The 21,536-nt window shown below is 41.2% G+C and carries 15 protein-coding genes; 2 read left to right on the top strand and 13 right to left on the bottom strand.

All coding sequences use genetic code 11. The annotated features are described in order from the left end of the window. Window positions 1-5 precede the first annotated feature (5 nt). The 9 genes from LC455_RS07225 to LC455_RS07185 all read right to left on the bottom strand — a co-directional run bounded on the left by LC455_RS07225 (window position 6) and on the right by LC455_RS07185 (window position 10,701). On the bottom strand, window positions 6-1,478 hold the full coding sequence (locus LC455_RS07225) for a glycoside hydrolase family 32 protein (RefSeq protein ID WP_223589421.1): 1,473 nt from the start codon (window positions 1,476-1,478) through the stop codon (window positions 6-8). A gap of 67 nt (window positions 1,479-1,545) precedes the next feature. Further along, window positions 1,546-2,994, bottom strand: a complete 1,449-nt coding sequence (locus tag LC455_RS07220; RefSeq protein WP_223589419.1) for a sucrose-specific PTS transporter subunit IIBC — start codon at window positions 2,992-2,994, stop codon at window positions 1,546-1,548. 162 nt (window positions 2,995-3,156) lie between these two features. After that, window positions 3,157-4,143 carry a LacI family DNA-binding transcriptional regulator gene (locus tag LC455_RS07215; protein ID WP_223589417.1) on the bottom strand — a complete coding sequence of 329 codons (987 nt, stop codon included), beginning with the start codon at window positions 4,141-4,143 and terminating at the stop codon, window positions 3,157-3,159. 86 nt (window positions 4,144-4,229) lie between these two features. Continuing rightward, window positions 4,230-5,900, bottom strand: a complete 1,671-nt coding sequence (locus LC455_RS07210; RefSeq protein ID WP_223589415.1) for a glycoside hydrolase family 13 protein — start codon at window positions 5,898-5,900, stop codon at window positions 4,230-4,232. A gap of 196 nt (window positions 5,901-6,096) precedes the next feature. Continuing rightward, window positions 6,097-7,065, bottom strand: a complete 969-nt coding sequence (locus tag LC455_RS07205; RefSeq protein ID WP_223589413.1) for a sugar phosphate isomerase/epimerase family protein — start codon at window positions 7,063-7,065, stop codon at window positions 6,097-6,099. Continuing rightward, window positions 7,062-8,081 (bottom strand): Gfo/Idh/MocA family protein, encoded by a 1,020-nt coding sequence (locus LC455_RS07200; RefSeq protein ID WP_223589411.1) that lies wholly within the window; start codon window positions 8,079-8,081, stop codon window positions 7,062-7,064. Before LC455_RS07200 ends, LC455_RS07205 begins: the two co-directional genes overlap by 4 nt. Continuing rightward, a complete protein-coding gene (locus LC455_RS07195) occupies window positions 8,078-9,112 on the bottom strand; it encodes a Gfo/Idh/MocA family protein (protein WP_223589409.1) in 1,035 nt (344 codons plus the stop codon). Before LC455_RS07195 ends, LC455_RS07200 begins: the two co-directional genes overlap by 4 nt. A gap of 2 nt (window positions 9,113-9,114) precedes the next feature. Continuing rightward, the gene (locus LC455_RS07190) at window positions 9,115-9,840 is read right to left on the bottom strand and encodes a ThuA domain-containing protein (RefSeq protein WP_223589408.1); all 726 of its coding nucleotides are present in this window, start codon (window positions 9,838-9,840) and stop codon (window positions 9,115-9,117) included. Between the two features lie 99 nt (window positions 9,841-9,939). Continuing rightward, on the bottom strand, window positions 9,940-10,701 hold the full coding sequence (locus LC455_RS07185) for a sugar phosphate isomerase/epimerase family protein (RefSeq protein WP_223589406.1): 762 nt from the start codon (window positions 10,699-10,701) through the stop codon (window positions 9,940-9,942). Window positions 10,702-10,825: 124 nt separating this feature from the next. Between LC455_RS07185 and LC455_RS07180 the strand changes: the two genes are divergently transcribed. Beyond that, entirely contained in the window at window positions 10,826-11,599 is a 774-nt protein-coding gene (locus LC455_RS07180; RefSeq protein WP_223589404.1) for a helix-turn-helix domain-containing protein, read from the top strand. A gap of 139 nt (window positions 11,600-11,738) precedes the next feature. Here LC455_RS07180 and LC455_RS07175 read toward each other — a convergent pair whose 3' ends face one another. Next, window positions 11,739-12,776, bottom strand: a complete 1,038-nt coding sequence (locus LC455_RS07175) for a LacI family DNA-binding transcriptional regulator (protein ID WP_223589402.1) — start codon at window positions 12,774-12,776, stop codon at window positions 11,739-11,741. Window positions 12,777-13,130: 354 nt separating this feature from the next. Between LC455_RS07175 and LC455_RS07170 the strand changes: the two genes are divergently transcribed. Beyond that, window positions 13,131-17,555, top strand: a complete 4,425-nt coding sequence (locus tag LC455_RS07170; RefSeq protein WP_223589400.1) for a pullulanase X25 domain-containing protein — start codon at window positions 13,131-13,133, stop codon at window positions 17,553-17,555. A 78-nt stretch (window positions 17,556-17,633) separates the two neighbouring features. Here the strand turns inward: LC455_RS07170 and LC455_RS07165 are convergent, their stop codons facing one another. The 3 genes from LC455_RS07165 to LC455_RS07155 all read right to left on the bottom strand — a co-directional run bounded on the left by LC455_RS07165 (window position 17,634) and on the right by LC455_RS07155 (window position 21,418). Then, window positions 17,634-18,494, bottom strand: coding sequence for a PRD domain-containing protein (locus LC455_RS07165; RefSeq protein ID WP_223589398.1), 861 nt, complete (start codon window positions 18,492-18,494; stop codon window positions 17,634-17,636). Between the two features lie 41 nt (window positions 18,495-18,535). Then, window positions 18,536-19,942, bottom strand: coding sequence for a sucrose-specific PTS transporter subunit IIBC (locus LC455_RS07160; RefSeq protein WP_223589396.1), 1,407 nt, complete (start codon window positions 19,940-19,942; stop codon window positions 18,536-18,538). Between the two features lie 129 nt (window positions 19,943-20,071). Beyond that, entirely contained in the window at window positions 20,072-21,418 is a 1,347-nt protein-coding gene (locus LC455_RS07155; RefSeq protein ID WP_223589394.1) for a glycoside hydrolase family 68 protein, read from the bottom strand. Between the last annotated feature and the right edge of the window lie 118 nt (window positions 21,419-21,536).

The raw sequence follows: 21,536 nt of genomic DNA, 5'->3' as shown, positions 1-21,536 counted from the left end.
ACTGCCTAAGCTATTGCCCATTTCACAGCACTTAACTTAGCCTGTCCTTCCTTGGCAAAAAAACGAATTCCCGTACTTTCCTTTTTCGGAAAAATTCGAGCCGTAAACACTTCTTCGCCGTCGTTAATAAAGATCTCCACAGAAGAGACATCAACAAAAATATGAAATTTTATTTTCTCAGCTTCTAAATGACACTTTCTTATCGTACCAAATTTTTCAGCAAATCTCTGTCCTGAAAAGGTACGATCCAAAACCATTTTTTTCTTTGTTTTTTCATATTTAATGATTGTTTTTTCTTGTACTCCAACCCGAAGCTCAATTCCAAACTCATCAGCATCAGTTTCGGTAAATTCGGCAATTAACTCATATGTTTCTCCATGAAACCCATCAATCAGAGCACTGTCCTGAGTAATGATGGTTTCAACTGTTATTTCTTCACCTCTAAGTTTTTTTAGCTCGCTGACAGGTGTTTGAACTAATTTATTCTCTTTTATTGTGATTTCTCTCGGAAGTGTCAAACAATGGGCCCAGCCAAATTGATCAGTCGGATAATCAATTTCCGGAAGCCCCATCCATCCTGACAAAATTCTTCGGCCTTTCGGATCAAGCATCGTTTGTGGGGCATAAAAATCAAATCCGCGGTCCAGTTCAGTGAAGCTGCCATGTACAAAGTTTCTTTCCGCAACATCCAGCTTATCGCCAATCATATAGCCGGACTGATAAATATTTTGAAACTCATCTCCCTTTTGAGATATGCCTTGCGGGGAGAAAATTAGAATCCCTTTTTGGTTCAGTTCAAAATAATCGGGACATTCCCACATGTAGCCGAATTGCCGCAAGTCTGTATTGATTTCCCCTTCAAATTTCCAGTCCATCATATTTGGCGAGCTATAGAGCAATACACATCCCGTCTCATCAGAGCGCTGCGCACCTATAATCGCGTAAAAGCTGTCCCCAGCTTTCCATACCTTTGGATCACGAAAATGTTCAGTATACCCGGTTGGTATATTAGAAATTACCGGCTTTTTCATTTTTGTAATTCGTCGGCTTGAATCCATGATGGCGATACATTGATACGGGTTCCTGTGCCATTTTTCATCACGGGTATTTCCGGTGTACATTAAATAAAGCTTTCCGTTATACTCAATTGCACTTCCGGAGTAAGCTCCGTGGCTGTCAAAATAATCATGTGGTTCAATGGCAATTCCGACGTTTTCCCAATGAACAAGATCCTTGGATTTAGTATGATACCAATATTTTAAGCCATGTATTGGTCCAAATGGAAACCACTGATAAAACAAATGATATTCCCCTTCATAAAAGGAAAAACCGTTAGGGTCATTTAATAGTCCCGTAACAGGCTGGATATGGAATTTCTGGCGCCAGGGACATTCATTAACCCTTTTTGAAAGTTCTAGTATTTCCTCTTCCCCGGCTTCATCTAATCGTTTATATCTCTGTTCTTTTGTCCATTTCATTGATGCAACCTCACTTTACAACAAAGAGAGGAGAATCATTCGATCCTCCATCCTTTGCTTCATTTTATTATGCCGCAGCCTTTGAAGTTTCCTTGGCTTGTTTCGAAGCATTTCTCTTTGCCAGTACCATTGTTGTTAAAAAAGCAATCGTAAAGGAAATGGCCATTCCTAAAATATAAAATGTGATGTTACCAGGTTTTATCGAGATTACTCCTGGAAGACCAGCTGCACCAAGGGCAATGGCTTTGACTTTAAATAATGAAATAAACGCAGAACCGGCAGCAGAACCGGCTATCGCTCCAACAAACGGATACCTAAGTTTTAGATTCACACCAAACATCGCAGGCTCGGTAATCCCCAATAATGCGGAAATACCGGCAGCAGATGCTACTCCTTTAATTTTGCTGTCTTTCGTCATAAGCAGAACGGCAATAGTTGCAGCTCCCTGTGCTACGTTTGACATCGCGGCAATCGGGAAAATGAATGACCCTCCCGTTTTGGCTAAATCAGCCAACAATTGTGTTTCAACGGCAATAAAACTGTGGTGCATACCGGTTATAACAATCGGTGCATATACTAGTCCGAAAAGGGCTCCGCCAATGAAACCTGTTGTATCGTACATCCAAACTAATCCATCTGTCAGGAAATTACCTGCGGACCGCATCACTGGTCCGACTAGTGTAAAGGTTAATACCCCTGTAATAAAAGTCGCCAATAGCGGTGTAATTAAATTATCTAATGCGGAAGGTACACGCTTTCTTAGGAAGGTTTCTGTTTTGGCTAAAATATAAGAAGCAGCTAAGACAGGAAGTACCGTTCCCTGATAACCTACCTTTTGGATTTCAAACCCAAAGATCTTCCAAACAGGGATTTTCCCTTCTGCTAACGCAGCACCATATCCCCATCCATTTAATAAATCCGGGTGAACCATCAGCATCCCCAATGCCGCACCAAGATAAGGATTTCCGCCAAAACGCTGGGTGGCTGAGAAACCGATTAAAACTGGGAGGAAAACGAAGGCTGCGTTGGCGAACGTATTGATGAGTGCAGCTAAATCCGCCATTTGCGGATAGGCTTGAATCAAGGATTTTCCGTCAATAAATAAATCCGAAGCAGTCAGAACATTGTTAAGTCCCATTAAGAGACCACCAGCAACAATAGCCGGGATAATTGGAACAAAAATATCAGAGAGCATTTTAACAAATTGCTGAAGCACATTTAATTTTTTCGCTCCCGCCTCTTTTACTTCTTTTGTCGACATTTCCGTCAGGCCTGTTAAATCAGCAAATTCTTTATAGACTTTATTTACTGTTCCAGCCCCAATTATAATTTGATACTGACCGCCAGTTGAAAAAGTTCCTTTTACGATTTCCATTTTGTCCAGTTTGACTTGATCGACTGCCCCTTCATCATGCAGCACTAATCTTAAACGGGTGGCACAGTGCGCTGCTGCTGATACATTCTCTTTTCCGCCGAGCGCCTCAAGAATCTCACTTGCTTCTTTTTTGAAATCCATTCCGATCTCCTCCTTTTTTATAGGTTCCTTTAGGAACCGGTTCCAAATTTACTTAAAAAAATAAATGATTTCCACTAACATCATTTAGGAACCGGTTCCATTTAACCTTAAAAAGAAAAACGAGTGATTGGAACCGGTTTCTTAAGAGAATTATAGTTCAGTTTAATTTAGTTTGTCAACGCTTTCTCGTTCAATAATTTCGTATTTTGATATAGTCAATTTTTCCACTTGTTCCCCGTTTACCAGCCTGACAATATTTTGTGCCGCCAATTGCCCCGCTTCTTTATAATAAAACTTGGCGGTTGTTAATGCCGGGTGTATGACTTCGGTGATTTCATAACCACCGAACCCCACAATAGAAAGGTCTTCCGGGACTTTTAATCCTTTTAAGTAAGCTGCTTTTAACGCACCAAGCGCAATATTGTCTGTCGAACAAAACAAGATCGTCGGCTTGCATTCACTTAATATTTTTAAAGCTACTCTCATTGCATCCTTAATTTTAAAGCCCGACTCATAATAATGAACTTCACATTCTGGATGATTCTCAATCGCAGCTGTGAACCCTGTTTTACGTTTCACCCCGACGGAAATATCTGCTTCCGTTACTCCCAAATAGGCTATTTTTCGATGACCTTTATTTAAAATATAGGTGGCCAAATCGTAGCCGGCGGAAAAATCATCATGAATAAGACTGTAGGTATGTTCATCTTGCTGTCCTACTAGAATCACAGGAATTTGAACACTGGCAAACGCCTCCAAATGGGCTTCAGTAATTACGGTGGCAAGCAGAATAATCCCAGCAATCTTCTGCCGCTCGAAACTATAAATACTTTCAATCTCTCTTTCTAAATCTTGATTAGTGTTTGCGATTAACATTTGAAAGCCTTGTTCCCTTAAATGTTCATCGATACCAATCAACGTATTGGAAGCCGCGTATGAGTCAAGTCGCGGGACGATTGTTCCAATAATATTTGTTTTTTTCGCTTTTAAACTTTGAGCAAAAGTGTTCGGTATATAGCCAGTTTCATTAATGACCAGTTCAATTTTCTTTTTGGTCGTGTCACTGACAGAGCCCCCGTTTAAATAGCGGGAAACCGTGCTCTTGGCAACACCAGCAATTTTGGCTATATCGGCAATGGTTTTAGTCATTGAATCTCCTCATTATTTGCTGTTTTAGTTATAGTATACACAAATATCTATTATATAAAAAAAAATGAACCGATATGGCTCATTTTTTATTTTAATAAGTATACTCTTGTTTCATAAGGCTTTAATGTGAATTCTTTCCGTAATTTCTCTCCCATCACATCATAATTATTTAAGACGAGTTCAGAAGCAGAAAAGGAAACATTAGAAGGTAATTTGAACCTGGTTTCTTTTTTACTAAAATTATTAATGACAATCGCCTTCCGGCTTCCTAATTGACGTGTATAGACAAACAGTTTCGGATGGTTAGCCAGCAATAATTCATAGGTGCCGTAAACAAATAACGGATTTTCTTTTCTTAAGCGGACCAACTTTTTATAAAAAGAAAGAATGGAGTCAGGGTCTTCTAATTGTGCCGCAACATTAATTTCCTTGTAATTTGGATTCACGCCAAGCCATGTTTTTTCACCAGTTGTAAATCCTCCCATGCTGCCAGAACTCCATTGCATCGGGGTACGGGAATTGTCGCGGCCTTTTTCCCAAATCACCTTCATGACCTCATCATGAGAGCGGCCTTTTGCGGTTTCAATCTTGTAATAATTAATCATGCCAACATCATTATAATCTTCAATGGAAGGGAACTGGACATTGGTCATGCCAATCTCCTGGCCCTGATAAATAAACGGTGTCCCCTTCATTAGGAAATAGAGGGCCCCTAGCATTTTCGTACTTTCTTTCCAATATTCTTGGTCATTTCCCCAGCTTGATACACGGCGCGGCTGGTCATGGTTTTCGATAAACAAGGCATTCCAGCCTCTGCCCTCCAGGCCTTTTTGCCATTTCGTTAACACCTTTTTCAATTTACGAACGTCGATGGAACCGTCTGCATCTTTATCCCACAGGTCTAGAAATTCAAATTGAAAAATCATATTAAAATAGCCGTTTTCTTCACCAACCCACTTGTCTGCATCATCAAGTCCGACACCGTTGGCTTCTCCAACTGTCATAACGTCATAGTTTTTTATTGTTTTCTCAGCGAGTTCGGTGAGGAAATCATCGATTCCGTCCACATTCATCATGTATGGAAAGCATGATACATAATCTAAGTTTTCTGGGTTCGGCATATCCGGGAATCCCGGTTCCTTTTTAATATGAGAGATTGCATCTACACGGAAACCGTCGATCCCTTTATCCAGCCACCAATTCACCATGTTATGGAGTGCCTTTCTTACGTCTGGGTTCTCCCAGTTTAAATCGGGCTGTCGCGTTGAGAAAATGTGCATAAAATATTGATCGGTTTCTTCATCATATTTCCAAGCGGGGCCGCTAAAAATCGATTCCCAGTTGTTTGGTTCTTTACCATCCTTGCCGTCCCGCCAAATATACCAATCACGCTTTGGGTTGTCTTTTGATGAGCGGGATTCAATAAACCATGGATGCTCGTCGCTAGTATGATTGATGACCAAATCTAATATTAACTTCATTCCCCGCTGGTGAACGCCTTGTAAAAGCTCGTCAAAGTCGGACATCGTTCCGAATTCATCCATGATGTCCTGGTAATCCGATATATCGTAGCCATTATCATCGTTTGGGGATTTGTACATCGGTGACAGCCAAATGACGTCAATTCCTAATTCTTTGAGATAGTCTAATTTTGAAGTAACACCTTTTAGGTCTCCAATTCCGTCGCCATTGCTATCCATGAAGCTGCGGGGATAAACTTGATAGGCAACGGCTTCTTTCCACCATTTTTTGTTCATTTGGCACCTCTTTTTTTTAAAAAGTAAGCTTTTTAAAAAATGATACTAGTTTTCTTTTAAAAAGCTTCCTAACATTAGTGAGAAAAATTTTATCGGCGAATTTTAATGGTTTATCGGCGAATCTGCGGTTATATCAGCGAATTTTCCATTATATAGGCGAATTTAGCCAATTTATCGGCGAATCGCAAAAATCCTTCTACACCCACCACATATTAGAAACAGGTTCCTCAATTAAAACTGTCTTTAAATTATTTACTGCACGCTTAAAGCCCTCATCGATGGACATGATCGGGTCTTCGTGTTCGATGCTGACCACATAATCATAACCATAAGTACGAAGCGCGCTCATCATGTCAGACCAATCTTTTAAACTATGACCGCAGCCGACAGAACGGAACGTCCAAGCTCGGGTGCGCACTTCCCCGTAGGGCTGCATATCCGTTAATCCATACATATTCACATTATCCTGATCAATGTATGTGTCTTTCGCATGGAAATGGTGAATGGCCCCTTCTTTCGCTAATATTTTAATTGCTGCAACCGGGTCGATTCCTTGCCACCACAAGTGGCTTGGGTCTAAATTGGCGCCAATTGCATCGCAGGTTTCAGCTCGCAATTTCAATAACGTATATGGTGTATGAACTAAAAATCCTCCGTGTAGTTCTAGGCCAATTTTTACATTATGTTCCTTGGCGAACGCACCGACTTCCTTCCAGTACGGAATCAGCTTTTCTTCCCACTGCCACTTTAAAACAGAGCCATTTTCATTTGGCCAAGGCGTAACAGGCCAATTTGGGTATTTAGCACCTTCATGATCGCCTGCCGTACCGGAAAAACAGTTTACAACTGGCACACCCAATAAGGAAGCTAGTTTAATCGTTTTTAATAGTGTTTCATGCGAAGTCGCAGCAAATTCCTTTTCAGGAGAAATCGGATTACCATGGCAGCTGAAAGCACTTATAACAAGACCACGATCTTCAACCATCTGAAGGTACTCCCTGCGTGCTTCTTCACTTTCTAATAATTTATCTAAATCACAATGGTTATTCCCTGGATAACAGCCGGTTCCAATTTCAACCGCTTGAAGACCTTCTTCTTTGACGGTATCTAACATCTCTTCAAAGGATTTATCAGCAAATAGGACAGTAAAAACTCCTAGTTTCATATGGAATTACCTCCACTCTCATAAATTCGATCAATAATCCGAGACACTTGAAGCGCCTCTTCAGGCTTTACGATCAGCTCATCCAAACCAAGGCAGGCATCGATAAAATTTTTCGCCTGCGGAACACCTGGATCTTCTTCGCCCGGAAGCCAAGAAGCTTCACTGTTTAACAGCATTCCATTTTTTGTAGTGTAAAGCTCAAACGGGAAAACGTTCAGACCTCCGTCCACACCTGAAATGCTGACATTCGCAAGGTCGTCCTTTATATTTGCTGCCCAAGAGGTTTCAAATAACAGCGACGCTCCATTATCAAATTTCAAATAGGCGGTCACATGATCATCGACATTAAACGTTTCATGATCATATGTCCCCCATTGGTTCACCTGATTGGGCTTCTTACTTAAAGCGTTATACGCGGTCCCTGACACTGCCGTTTCCGTCGGATTTCCCATGAGCCATAGCGCTAAATCAAGAAGATGGCAGCCGAAATCGATAAGGCTGCCGCCGCCTTGCAGTTCTTTATTAATAAAAACGCCCCAGCCCGGTACTTTACGGCGTCTTAAAGCTTGGACTCTCGCCACCAGTGGAGTCCCCACTTCGCTCATTGCTTTTTTGGCTGCCTGGGCTTCCTTCATGAAACGGTAATGATAAGCAATCGCCAGGACTTTTCCTGCTTTTTGAGATGCAGCAATCATAGCCTCGCACTCGTCTGCATTCAACGCCATCGGCTTCTCACATAGAACATGAACCCCGGCATCAAAGGCAGCAATGGTAATCTCAGCATGAAATTTATTCGGCGTACAAATACAAACTGCATCGACCTCGGAAAATAGCTGACGATAATCCTCATACGCGTTAGGGATATTGTATTTTTCCGCGATTTCGCGTGCCCGTTCCCTATTTACATCGCTTACGGCTGTAATTTCACAAATATCAGCCAATTGTAAAAAAGCCGGGATATGGCGGCCTTGGGCAATCCCGCCAACCCCGATTATTCCAATGCGCAGCTTGTTCATCGCTCTATCACTCTAACAATTTGTTTTGTTTCGTTTGACTCGAGTGCTGCTAAAATAACAGCTAAAGATTTCATGCCTTCTGTACCCGGTACCGGCGGCTCTATGTCTTGAATGATTGATTCTACAAATTTTTCAATTACATGGGAGTTATTTTGGCCGCCTTCATCATTCGACTGAATTTTTCCAAGCTCATATTTGACCACTTCACCGTTCGCATATTGTACAACGAGCGAATGGGTTGGATCGTCCTCTAATCGAAGAATTGCTTTTTCTCCATAGATAATCGTAGAATTATCCTCCTTACTGACATACGCCCAGCTAGCCGCGAGAGTACCAATGATGCCGCTTTCTGTTTTTAACACGCACACGGCATTATCATCAACATCCGCGAAATCTTTAGCACTCGTTTCTACGAACGAACCCACTTCCGCTATTTCTTCGCCTAATAAGAACCTTAATAAATCGGTCTTATGAACGCCTAAGTCACCCATCGCTCCAACGAATGCTTTTTCTTTTTGGAAAAACCATCCTTCTTTGCCTTCTACACTCCAGCCTTCAGGGCCGCCATGCCCAAATGCCGTACGGAAACTGTAAATTTTACCGATTTCTCCGCTCTCAATTAACTGGCGGGCTTTTCGGTGAGACGGCACGAATCGTTGATTATGTGCAATCATCAGCTTTTTGCCGCTCGCTTCCGCAGCAGCAATCATGTCTTCCGCTTCCTTTCGAGATGTAGCCATCGGTTTTTCACAAAGCACATGTATACCGGCATTTAATGCTGCAATCGAAATCGGAGCATGAAGATAATTAGGGGTACAGACACTGACCGCGTCTACACTGCCGCTCTTCAGTAACTCTTCATAATTTGTATATGCAACGACGCCGTATTTTTCTGCCACAGCCTTTGCACGTTCCTCATTACGATCACAAACAGCTGCAAGCTCCACGTTTTTATTAGCTATATATTCAGGAATATGACGATGCTGGGCAATGCTTCCGCAACCAATTACTCCGACTCTTAATGTTTCCATTGTTATTTCACGCCTCCAATAACTTCAAGTGGTTTTGCATTTCCGTAAACCGGGCGTTCACGTTTAAGGGGCTTCGCCCATTTTACAGCATTGGTGATGACACGCTGAATTTGTGGGTTATGATAGGTCGGATACGTTTCATGACCCGGCCGGAAATAAAACACTTTTCCATTTCCGCGCTTGAATGTACAACCGCTGCGGAACACTTCCCCGCCTTCAAACCAGCTTGTAAAAATAAGCTCATCTGGCTGCGGGATATCAAAGTGCTCCCCGTACATTTCTTCTTTATCCAATTCAATATATTCAGAGATTCCCTCTGTAATCGGATGAGCAGGGCTTACAACCCATAATCGTTCTTTTTCATCTGCTTCGCGCCACTTCAAATCACAGCTTGTTCCCATTAATGTCTTAAAGATTTTTGAAAAATGGCCTGAGTGAAGAACAATCAGCCCCATGCCATCAAGAACTCGCTGCTGGACCTTTTGCACAATTTCATCCTTTACTTCACCATGAGCGAGATGTCCCCACCAAACTAATACATCCGTGTCTGCTAGTATTTCATCTGTTAAGCCATGTTCCGGCTCATCAAGGGTAGCTGTTCTTGTGTCGAATCCTTCCGTCTTAAGAAATTCAGCGATTGTCCCGTGGATGCCTTTTGGGTAGATATCCCTTACAACCGGATTTTTTTTCTCGTGACGGTTTTCATTCCATATTGTTACTTTCAACATGAACTAAATCTCCTTTTATTTTCACTTTACCTACAATTTTATAGAATATGAGATTTAATGAAACGGCTTACATTGACTTTTGGGGTGGAATATATTGAACTAGAAAGATTTGTAAAACGATTTTAAGTAATTCATGCTGATTTTAATACTCTCAAATGGCGTCCGGCGGCTTACATCTTGCTCAACCACCCACCACTTAACACCTGCTTCTTCCCCTTTTTGAAGAATAGCTTCGATATCAACCCCGCCTGTTCCAAGCTCTGCAAAAAATTGCTCTCCATCTGTTGTCATGTCTTTTAAATGAATGAGGGGTACTCGATTTTTGTAACGCTCCATCCACTCAATTGGCTTTTCGTCTGCTTTGGTCAACCAATACACATCTAGTTCTGCCTTCAGATTATGAGAGTTAGTTTTATCAAATATTGCTTCAAGGTACGTTCTGCCATTGGACAAGCGCTCTAGTTCAAAATCATGATTATGATAGCAAAGAGCGATATCTTCGCGGCGGCATGTTTCACCAGCATGATTTAATAACGATATGAGATTTTGGTAATCTTCCTTGCTGCGTCGTTCTGGCATTAAGTAAGGGCAGACTAGATAGTTGCTGCCTAGGATTTTTTGATCTTCAATGACTTGATACAGATTGTTTTCCAATTGTTCAAGCGGCACATGGCTGGCTGCTGCGCGAAGACCAAGGTCATCTATTAATGCTCTTACATCTTTTGCGGTCAATCCGCCATATCCGGCAAATTCAACACCATGAAAGCCTAACGCTGCCACTTTTTTTAAAGTGCCTGCAAAATCCTTTTCGCATTCTTCTCTTAATGTATACAGTTGTACAGCTATTGGAATGTTTTTCATCCTTACCTCCCATTTTTAAACCTTACTTATTTGATTACATCTTATCGGGTGTGTCTGCAAATAAACATAGATGATATAATTAAAACATATACTATTTTGCTATTTTATTAGACTGAAGGGGCTTATGATGACAAATATATATTTTTGCGGTTATTCGTATCATATTAATGGTTATCACTCACAACATAAATCAGGTTATCCGTCGTATCTTTTCCGACTTCAAACAGAAGGACACTGTGAGGTAGTCGTTAAGGGAAAAAATATGAAAATAGAAAAAGGGGACCTGATGTTAATAAAACCCGGAGATCATTATGAACTGCTTGTCAAAGCGGGGCAGAATAGCGGGGACTATCACTTAGTGTGTGAAGGGGCCTGGGTGGACGAATGGTGGAGCCGATCTGAAAAGCCAGCTGTATCCCGAATTGACCTGGATGAAAGGGTGTTGTCTTTATGGCGCCATATCATGATCGAAAAACGGCGACCAGCATCAATCCAAAACGAGGAACTCGCCAACTATTTACTGCGAGCACTGTGTTTATCTTTGGAACGGGCTGTTAACGAAACGGATCAATCCTTTAGTCATCCGTACACGGTAACACGGATGATGCGATACATCGAAGAGCATGCCACAACCACCTTTAAAATCGAGGATGTAGCGCAGTATGCCGGTCTTAGTGTCTCACGGTCGGTCCATCTCTTTAAAAGTAGCGTTGGGAAAACGATGATGGAATACGCTCAGGAAATCCGGCTTTTTGCTGCAATGGAGCGAATGAAATACACTTCCATCTCACTTGAGCAGATTGCTTTAGATTGCGGTTTTGGCAGCTATCCTTATTTTCATAAGGTATTTAAAAAGAAATACGGGATCGCTCCCGGTGCGTACAGACGTAAAGGATAATATTTCTTATTAAGATGCCTAAATAACCTTTGATTAACGATTTATAGTTGAAAACATAATTTTTAAACAAATAATTTTTATATGAAAAGCAGACGGTTTAGCGTGGAATCTTTTAAAGATTCTCGAAACCATCTGCATTTTATTCATCTGATGGTAAAACTTGGTAGCTGCATGATTGACGTTCAACCAATTTATGAGGAATGACTATGCGCTTGGTTGGTTCTGTCCTATTTTCAATTATTTCAATTAAACTCCTTGTTGCTTGATATCCAAGATCAAAAATATTAATATCCATTGATGTTAAGGGTGGTTTTGACATTTCTGATAAGAGGACGTTATTAAAGCTAACAACAGAAATCTCTTCCGGAACCTTGACCCCCAGTTCATCTAACGTGCTTAGGACGCCTAGTGCCATTAGGTCGTCAACAACTACAAGCGCAGTTGGGCGTTGTTCAAGTGCCATTAACTCACTCACCGCTTCTTGACCGCCCTCGCGCAGGAATTCCCCATGAAGGATATATTCATTTTTAATGGGAATGTTTGCGTTATTTAAAGCCTGCTTATACCCATCCAAACGGTCAACAGTGACCATTAGTTCTAGACTTCCTCCAATAAAAGCGATTTTTCGATGCCCATAGTCTATTAAGTATTCAGTAGTTTCTCTCATTGCTCGTACATTATCATTATCAACATGTGTGATTTCTTCCGCATCCTTAAAAGGTTTTCCAATAACGACAAAAGGAAATACCATTTCTCTTAAGTACGAGATGACTTTATCCTCCACCTTGGAATTAAGAAGAATAATGCCATCTACTCGTTTTCCTTGAACCATGCGGACAACTGCCTCAAATATTTCCGCGTCTGATTTTCCAGACGTCAAATGCATGGCATATTTATTTTTATGGGATCCTTCACTGATTCCCTGTAACACCATTGAAAAAAAAGGATTCTGAAACACCACATCACCAGAGCTTGGCAAGACAAGACCTATTGTTTGTGTTGACTGACTTGCAAGACTTCTGGCATTTTGGTTAGGATGATACCCTAGCTGTTTCATTGCCTTTTTAACCTTACGTTTCGTTTCTTCACTAATTCTTGAATTATTGGCAATTACTCTTGAAACAGTGGATGGAGCGACCTCTGCAAGCTTTGCCACATCCTTAATAGTAACGGACATTTCTTCCCTCCTCTCCATTAAGAAAACGGTTGCACAAACTATCTTTATTATAAAGTGTAGACAATCATTTATACAGCTAAAAATAAAGACACTTCAATTCTGAATTATTGAAGAGATAATTCCTTCTGGTAAAGGGTAAATCAAAATTTCCGAAAAAATATTTCAGAAAATTTCGATTTTAATACCGATTCCCTATTGATTTGTATTAAGAAATAGATATAATAAATTTTGAAATCGTTTGCGCAAACGTTTGCACAAACAACTTGTCCCTTAAGCCTCTTACATATGGTTTTTTTTGTGCAATATTATGCCAACGATTTCTAAATTAATAGAATAATAGGAAGGAGATTTTACATGAAAAGAAAGCGCAAAGCACTTCTGTCCCTTGTAACCGCAGTGGGGCTAATTCTTCAATTGTTTTCTGGACTTGCAATAAGTCAAACAGCAAAAGCTGCAGAAACAGCACCAAAGCAAGTTGTACTTGTTGGCAGCCTGCAGACAGAGTTAGGAAGTTCAGGAGATTGGGATCCCGCTTCCGCTAAAACACAAATGACCTACCAGGGAAATGGGTTGTATTCTTATTCTGGCACATTGCCTGCTGGTGATTATGAATACAAAATAGCCCTTGGAGGAAGCTGGTCCGAAAATTACGGAGATGGTGGAGAGCCTGGTGGGCCTAACATAAAACTGGCTCTGACCACACAAAAAGAAGTCACCTTTTACTACAATGACAACACCCACGCCATTACCGATAGTACCCACTATACACCCTTGCCAGGAGACAAACAGCCACGTCTAGCGGGAACCATTCAACCTGCCATTCAGGCAGGGCCTGCATGGAGCCCATCAGATTCAACAGCGTTGATGGAGGACACCCATTTTAACAACGTCTATTCCTTTACTGCAAAGGTCCCAAAAGGAAACTACGAATACAAGGTTGTATTGGGTAAGGACTGGACAGAGTCATATCCTGCGTCCAATGTAAAGCTGAATGTACTTTCTGATGAGACAATCACATTTTTCTATAACAACCAAACAAATGAAGTTTCTACAGATTATAAACCGACTGGAGCTGATGGCTTGATTGATAAAAATGCTCTTTATCATGATTCCTGGGACCAAGTTTACCGTTCACCGTTTGGAGCGATTCCTGCAGGACAGCCGGTCACATTACGGGTATCGGCTAAAAAGGGTGACCTGACCAGAGCCAGCCTATATGTGAAAAATTATAATACAGGCACAACAAAGGTTCTTTCAATGAAGAATGCAGGCTGGTCAGACACAAAAGACAAAGGTGCCATTGAGTTCTGGGAAGCTACCTTTACACCGTCTGACAAAGGAGTTCACGGCTATAAATTCATTGTCGGGGATCAGGATACAACAGTGGAATACGGAGAAGACACACAGGAAGGGCATACCGGTAAAGCGGAGGATAAAAATGCAGGACTCTTCCAATTGACCGTTTTCGACCCGGGCTATCAAACACCGGATTGGATGAAGGAAGCTGTTGTTTATCAAATATATCCGGATCGTTTTTATAACGGCAACAAAGCAAATGACCATGTAAAGGATCAGATTGGAGCCCGAGGCAGCCAGCCAATCGAACATCCCGACTCCTGGTCATCCTTGCCTGATAATCCATATGAACAAGATACTGGCTCCTACACAGGGGACGGGGAATTTACAAACGACTTCTTTGGCGGCGACATTGCTGGTATTAAGGCGAAGCTTGATTACCTTCAATCACTTGGCGTCAATACACTATATTTAAACCCCATTGCACTTGCACCGTCCAACCATAAATATGATGCAGCAGACTATAAACAGGTGGATCCGATGTTTGGCTCGGAAAAAGAATTCAAGGATTTCGTCAAGGAATTATCTAAACGGAACATGCACCTGATTTTGGACGGGGTATTTAATCATGTGGCTGATGATTCCATCTATTTTGACCGCTACCACAAATATAAAACAGTGGGTGCCTACGAATACTGGTCTCGTATTTACGATTTAATGCATAACAAAAAATTGTCTGAAACTGCAGCAAAGGATAAGGCCAAACAGCAACTTATTGCTGAAGGACAAACCTTTAGCCCCTACGGCTTTGAAAACTGGTTCCATATTGAAAATGTTAAAGTTCCAAATGAAAAAGTCAACGGTGTTTCGACAGGTGAGCACTATAAATATGAAGGCTGGTGGGGCTACGATAGTCTGCCTGTGTTCAAATCAGTTGAGGGCACAAAGGTTGATCACCCAAGTGAGCTTAACAACACAGCATTGGCAAATTATATTTTTTATGACAAGGACTCAGTAGGAAAAACATGGATTGATCGAGGTTCATCTGGCTGGCGCCTGGATGTAGCTAATGAAGTAGACAGTTCCTTCTGGCAGGAATTCCGCAAGCAAATGAAGTCCAAGACTATGATAGGAGCCGGAAAAACACTTCAAAAAGAAGAAGAGCCACTTATTCTAGGTGAAATTTGGGATGATGCATCAAAGTACTTCTTAGGGGATCAATATGACTCAGTCATGAACTATCGTTTCCGCGGAGCCATTTTGGATTACCTAAAGAACGGTAATGCCGCTTATGCACAAAACACCCTTCTCGCTATCCAGGAGGACTATCCAAAGGAAGCTTTTTATGCCCTTATGAACCTGATGGGATCCCATGATACAGCTCGGGCAATCTTCCTGTTAGGTAATGGAACGGATACGTATTTCAGAGCGGAACAAGATCCGAACTACAAATACGATGAAGGTGTGAAGCGATTGAAGCTGGCTTCTATCCTGCAAATGGGTTACCCTGGAGCCCCGACCATTTATTACGGAGATGAAGCGGGTCAAACAGGATCCAAAGACCCAGATGACCGACGCACCTATCCATGGGGGAACGAAAACAAAGACCTTATTGCACACTATCAAAAGATTGGTCAAATCCGCAAGGAAAATGCCGACCTATTTGCCTATGGGGATCTACACCACATTTATGCAAATGGCGACGTATTAGCCTATGTCCGGACAAAAGAATCAAAATCCGGCCTTGTCATTATCAACAGAGGGAAAACCACACAAACAGTTGATATCGATACAAAAGAGCTGCTCGCGAATGGTCTTCGTTTTATGGATCAATTGGATCGTAAATATGTGACGACAACGAAAGATGGCAAGCTGTCATTAACAGTTCCTGCAGAATCGGGAAGAATGTTAATAACAGTTAATGAAGTTAAACAACCGCAGCCTGTTAAAGAAGTTACCGGTACAGCTGGTTCTAAGGAAGTTACTTTAAGCTGGACAGGAACAGGTATAAAATACAATGTCTATCAGTCTACTGTTTCAGGTGGATTATGGACAAAAGTGAAGGAAACAGAAGGTACATCTGTGAACATTTCCGATTTAAATAATGGTCGTACCTACTATTTTACTGTGACGGCCGTGAATGAAAGTGGGAATGAATCTGTACCAGCTGCCTCATCCGGCCTTGTGCCTCATTACGATGCTGCAAAAGCTAGTATTACGGAACTGACTACTTTAGACAACGGGGAATTGAATCTGGCGCAGGCCTCCAATGTTAAAGCCGCTTTTTACCTGGCAGGTGCGACTGAAACTGGTGCAGCAGAAGGAATTATGGCCGAGCTTCAAGTAAGAATGAATGGCCAAACCGCTTGGACATCTTACCAAGCCCTGTATAATGGACAGGCTCAGGGAGACCAGGCAAATGAGTTTCAGGGAAGCTTTACAGCGTATGAGGCGGGAACATATGAATACCGAATGGCCTTTACGCCGGATTTAGGAAATACATGGGTTTACTCAGTTACTGGTAAAGTAACCTTTTCACACAGCACATCTGATACTGCCCCGCCTGCTGATGATGTTACTTTGGACACTCCGATCAAGGAATCCGGTCAGGTCAACTTGAACTGGAAACTCATTCAGCCGGATCAGCCCTTTAAAACGGTCATTTACCGTGACAGCCAAATTCTTTCAACATTGGACGGCAATACCACTTCCTTCCGTGATTATCAGGTAGCAAATGGTACCACTTATAAATACCAAGTTCGTGTTTATGATCAGGCTGGAAACTATGTGGATTCAAACACAGTAAGTGTAACACCGGAAATTGTTATGGTACAAGTAACCTTTAAGGTGCATGCACCGGATTACACTCCATTGTCAGCTCAAATCAATATACCAGGCAGCTTAAATGGGTGGAACACTAGTGCTTGGTCTATGAGCCGGAATGGGGCTGTGACGCCTGATTGGGAATACACAGTGGAGCTTGAGGAAGGAACAGAGCTTACGTATAAATATACGAGGGACAATAGCTGGGATCATGAAGGTTTGACAGATCATACGCCATCTGATCATTCGGATGACGATATCAGTAACTACGGCTATGGTGCCCCAGGAACCGATATGAAAATTGTGGTCACGAACCAAGGCAACAACAAAATGGTGGTACAGGATACGATTTTACGCTGGATTGATATGCCGCTGGCAGTCAGTCAAATTGATGTGAATGGTATGACTATGACCGTCAATGGGAATGCGATTAAGGGTTCTGACTTCACCATCAATGGAGAAAAAGTGACAGTCGGAAATGATATGAATTTCACTCAATCCTTTACCCTTCAAGCAGGACAGACACAAGTACCTGTTCATATCGAACCAACTGACTCCACAAAGTCCACCATCTTTAAAGAGGACGGCGGTTCTATTAGTAAGAATACAAAGAACTATGTCATCGATGTCCTAACAAAAACGATAAGCGAGACCAAGTAAGTGGTCATCGAAAAGGTCTGCCGGGATCATGGCAGACCTTTTTTGCCGAAAGTTAAGAAAAGCGACTTGGTATTGACATCAGCTTTCACATATGTTGTTTCCGGATAAAGCTCGATTATAGAATCTTTGAATATGCATGGAAATATACATTAACTCTGCATCTGGATATTTTATATTGTATTTCCCCTCTAAAAAATGGCCAACCTCTTGTGCACAAGCAAATGCTACTTTAAAATTTTCCTGGATCATCTCAGCCATTTTTGGATCATAATCATGGTTGGTCTCATGTGCTAATAGACTTTTAAGCGAAAAGCGCAAATGGGTAATTAATCGTTCATAGGACATCGTATCTTCCACAATATTGATATTTAAACAACTTTCAATGATTCTCGTAATTTCCTGAATCGTTGCAGTAATGTCTATCGTTTCCTGCATATCCCCTCGATTCATTCTTGCCGTATGGATATGCATCGCAATATTGCCTACTTCATCTTCAGGAATGTCTACTCCGAGTTTCTCTTTTATTAACTCCTTTGCCCAAAGTCCGATTTGAAATTCCTTTACATAAAGAATTTTGATTTGCTCAAGCAGGGCATTTTTAATCGCAATGCCATTTGTTAATCGCTCAATGGCAAACGATAGGTGATCGGAAAAAGCGACGTGGATATGCTCATTTACCGTAACGCCCAATTCCCTTTCTGCATAAGTGATGATCTCTTCTGCTAGTTGTATATGTTCTTCTGGCAATAATTGAAGTATTTCTTCGAATTTTTTATGCTCATTTGCATCCCTCATAACAAACACTTTATCAATTTTAGCTTGATTTACAGGATCATTCTTTCGTTTCTGGAATCCTATTCCTTCGCCCATCACGATCTTTTCTCCGTCGATGTCTTTCACTACAACCGCACTATTATTTAGGATTTTTTTAATTCTCATTTCTTCACCTTCCCTCTTTTGCTCTTACAATAGCTGTAAAATCAAGACGACTCAGTTTCTTCCTTCACCCAAAGAATGAAAGTGGCTATGAACGCAGCTGCGACAGAGATTCCAAGACCAATAAGGTAATGCATTAAATTCGAAATCCCTATTGGGGCCACAATAGCGATCATGGGAATTCCTGTTAAGCCATAAGAGTTTGCCACCACATGAGTAAGAACCACATACGCCCCTCCAAAAGCGCCGCCTATGGCTGCACCTAAAAATGGTCTGAACAGTCTGATATTCATCCCAAACATTACCGGTTCAATAATGCCTAAAAAAGCTGAACAAGCTGATGGGATAGCAATTTTTTTCAGTCTCTCATTCTTTGTTTTAAAAAATACGGCTAACCCCGCTGCTCCTTGGGCCATATTGGCCATGGACCAAATTGGCAATAAAAAGTTAACACCTATCTTTGGATTTGCAAGCAATTCCATTTCAACTGCATGTAAAGTATGATGCAGCCCGGTTACCACAATAAGAGAATATAAGCCGCCAAATAAAAACCCGGCTATACCCCCTCCATATTTATAAATTAGCTCAAACGTATTGGTCATCATATCACCGATGAATAATGAGATCGGACCAATAATTAAAAGTGAAATAAAACCAATCGAAATAATGACTAGAAATGGGATTAAAAATAAATCCAATGAACTTGGTACCATTTTCCTCAAGCGCATTTCGAGCTTACTCATAATAAAGACGGAAAGCAAGATCGGTATCACCGTTCCCTGATAGCCTATTAAAGGAATATCAACCCCGAGAACCTCCATATATTCCGGTACTTTATATCCAAGCTTGACAGGATTTAATAGCGAAGGATGAGTTAAAATTCCGCCTATCACTGCCCCCAAAATGGGATTGCCGCCAAATTCCTTTGCTGCACTAAAACCAATTAATATCGGTAAAATAATAAATGCCGCACTTGAAAAGATATCGAGCATTCGCATTAATGAGGTTTCGGGTGGTGCCCACTGAAACACCTTGATCATTCCTATCAGTCCCATTAATAAACCACTTGCAACAATAGCCGGAATAATTGGAACAAAAATATTGGACAAGGTCCTCGCAAATCGAATAAAAGGATTCATTTTCACCTTTGGCGGTTCTGCAGGAGATATGCCGGAAACAGGTGTCAATTTTGTTTCAAGTAAGGCCCTGTATACTTTATTAACAATCCCGGGACCTAAAATAATTTGGAAAAGTCCCATTCGGGAAAAAGTTCCATGTACACTGTTCAGTTTATCTATTCCAACTTTATTTACCTTGCTCTCATCTAAAAGTTCAAAACGCAATCGAGTCGTGCAATGAGTGAAATTAATAATATTTTCCTTTCCGCCTAATAGCGGTAATAATTCTTGTGCAAAATCTTTTGCTTCTTTCTGTTCCTCTTGAATGTTCATCTTCCACCTTGAATTTCTGAATTAGTCTGTTTCACATCATGCAGCAGATTGCTCTTCAGGTAAATAATGACAATTATTTTCATAATACACAGTGGCGTTCAGCAGAAAACTGAACGCCACAACTGTATCTTATTTAAAAACCCCTTGCTGCTTTTCATGAAGAACCTTGGTTTCATCACGTGTGATCGATATTTTTAAAGACGGTGCCAGCATACCGCCGAAATGCTCCATTTGATACTCCGGAGACTGCTCGCCAACTTCATACATATCTTTACCGTCCACATTAACATAATTCACAAAACTAATAACAGTGCCATTCGGCATGACCATCCAGGAATATGCCTGATACGGATTATCCGTTGGATTAGCAATAACCAGTCCGCTATTATTTAACGGATGATAGCCTCCAATGAGAGAGTCTGAAGTAAATCCATATAATCCTTCCGGAGCGTCAAGCCCAGGAGCAAATTTCTCCGTGTGTGTTTTCGTAAAAAGATAGTAGCTGTTTCCTTTTACGATTACACTTGGCCGCTCCAGTTCGTCATTGACATAATTTGCTTCTAATAGAGGCGGCAGCAATTCAAATTTGGATAAATCCTTATTGGTTGCTTTGGCAATACCAATGCTGCCATTAAAAGCTTTTGAACCTTCTGGGATTGCATGATTCAGGCGAAATTCTTCGGAACCAATATATTCATTTTTATATGGACGGTCTTCAAGCTTTCCAGCAGTGTTTGCTTCAAATAAAAGATATTCTTCCCCGGTCTTTGGATCCTGGAAAAAATACGGATCGCGAAACGCATAGGAAGATTCTTTATTTCCTGTCTGTTCCTCTGTTTGATAGTATTTGCCATCAGCTTCAAGAATTATTTGATGTTTGGACCAATTCTTAAACGTCACACCGGTGTTGGTTGTACGAATATCCGCCGTTGCAGTTGCCAGACGTTGATCATAGCTTAGCTGACTTTCATTTTTTTGTCCTGTGGCTGTGTAGAAGATTTGCAATCGCCCATCTTTATTAACGATGGAACAGCCAGCCCATTGCCTGGACCCCAATGCTTCACCAGCTTTAAAAACGGGTCCCCCTGACTCCCAGCTCTTTCCGTCTTTTGAATAGAAATATTGAATTTGAGCTAGATCATGACGTTTTCCCGGAAGGACATCCTTCGGTACCGAGAGGGCGAAAATTATTTTAAAACCATTTACTACAGCTGGATGACCGTTCAAATCCTGCAATGGCCATGCATCCCAAATATAATAGTCTGATGAAAGTTTAACTAGTTCATCTTTATTAAATGTCGGAGCTGTATTTTGATCATTAATTGTTAATTTGCTAACATTTTCTCTGGTCCAGTTGAATGTATCTGTATTTTCTTGGGCTGAAACGGTTGGACCAACAATGGATATGAAGATAATATAAAGTCCGATAATAGCTGCTATGATAGATTTGCTTTTTTTAGCTTTGTTCCGGTTCATGAGAAGTGTTCCCCCAAATGTCTTCTTACTTTTGGCTTTGTTAAAAACTTTGTTGATGAACCATAATTATTAAGTGACCGATTAAAGTTCAGGAACCGGTTCCACTCACGCTTATATG

The sequence above is a fragment of the Neobacillus bataviensis genome, from assembly GCF_019969725.1.
This window is presented reverse-complemented; position numbering and strand designations above follow the sequence as displayed.

What these genes read in the sequence shown, in the direction of transcription:
- LC455_RS07225 (WP_223589421.1), bottom strand. Translation starts at nt 1,478, where the DNA reads ATGAAATGGACAAAAGAACAGAGATATAAACGATTAGATGAAGCCGGG.
- LC455_RS07220 (WP_223589419.1), bottom strand. Translation starts at nt 2,994, where the DNA reads ATGGATTTCAAAAAAGAAGCAAGTGAGATTCTTGAGGCGCTCGGCGGA.
- LC455_RS07215 (WP_223589417.1), bottom strand. Translation starts at nt 4,143, where the DNA reads ATGACTAAAACCATTGCCGATATAGCCAAAATTGCTGGTGTTGCCAAG.
- LC455_RS07210 (WP_223589415.1), bottom strand. Translation starts at nt 5,900, where the DNA reads ATGAACAAAAAATGGTGGAAAGAAGCCGTTGCCTATCAAGTTTATCCC.
- LC455_RS07205 (WP_223589413.1), bottom strand. Translation starts at nt 7,065, where the DNA reads ATGAAACTAGGAGTTTTTACTGTCCTATTTGCTGATAAATCCTTTGAA.
- LC455_RS07200 (WP_223589411.1), bottom strand. Translation starts at nt 8,081, where the DNA reads ATGAACAAGCTGCGCATTGGAATAATCGGGGTTGGCGGGATTGCCCAA.
- LC455_RS07195 (WP_223589409.1), bottom strand. Translation starts at nt 9,112, where the DNA reads ATGGAAACATTAAGAGTCGGAGTAATTGGTTGCGGAAGCATTGCCCAG.
- LC455_RS07190 (WP_223589408.1), bottom strand. Translation starts at nt 9,840, where the DNA reads ATGTTGAAAGTAACAATATGGAATGAAAACCGTCACGAGAAAAAAAAT.
- LC455_RS07185 (WP_223589406.1), bottom strand. Translation starts at nt 10,701, where the DNA reads ATGAAAAACATTCCAATAGCTGTACAACTGTATACATTAAGAGAAGAA.
- LC455_RS07180 (WP_223589404.1), top strand. Translation starts at nt 10,826, where the DNA reads ATGATGACAAATATATATTTTTGCGGTTATTCGTATCATATTAATGGT.
- LC455_RS07175 (WP_223589402.1), bottom strand. Translation starts at nt 12,776, where the DNA reads ATGTCCGTTACTATTAAGGATGTGGCAAAGCTTGCAGAGGTCGCTCCA.
- LC455_RS07170 (WP_223589400.1), top strand. Translation starts at nt 13,131, where the DNA reads ATGAAAAGAAAGCGCAAAGCACTTCTGTCCCTTGTAACCGCAGTGGGG.
- LC455_RS07165 (WP_223589398.1), bottom strand. Translation starts at nt 18,494, where the DNA reads ATGAGAATTAAAAAAATCCTAAATAATAGTGCGGTTGTAGTGAAAGAC.
- LC455_RS07160 (WP_223589396.1), bottom strand. Translation starts at nt 19,942, where the DNA reads ATGAACATTCAAGAGGAACAGAAAGAAGCAAAAGATTTTGCACAAGAA.
- LC455_RS07155 (WP_223589394.1), bottom strand. Translation starts at nt 21,418, where the DNA reads ATGAACCGGAACAAAGCTAAAAAAAGCAAATCTATCATAGCAGCTATT.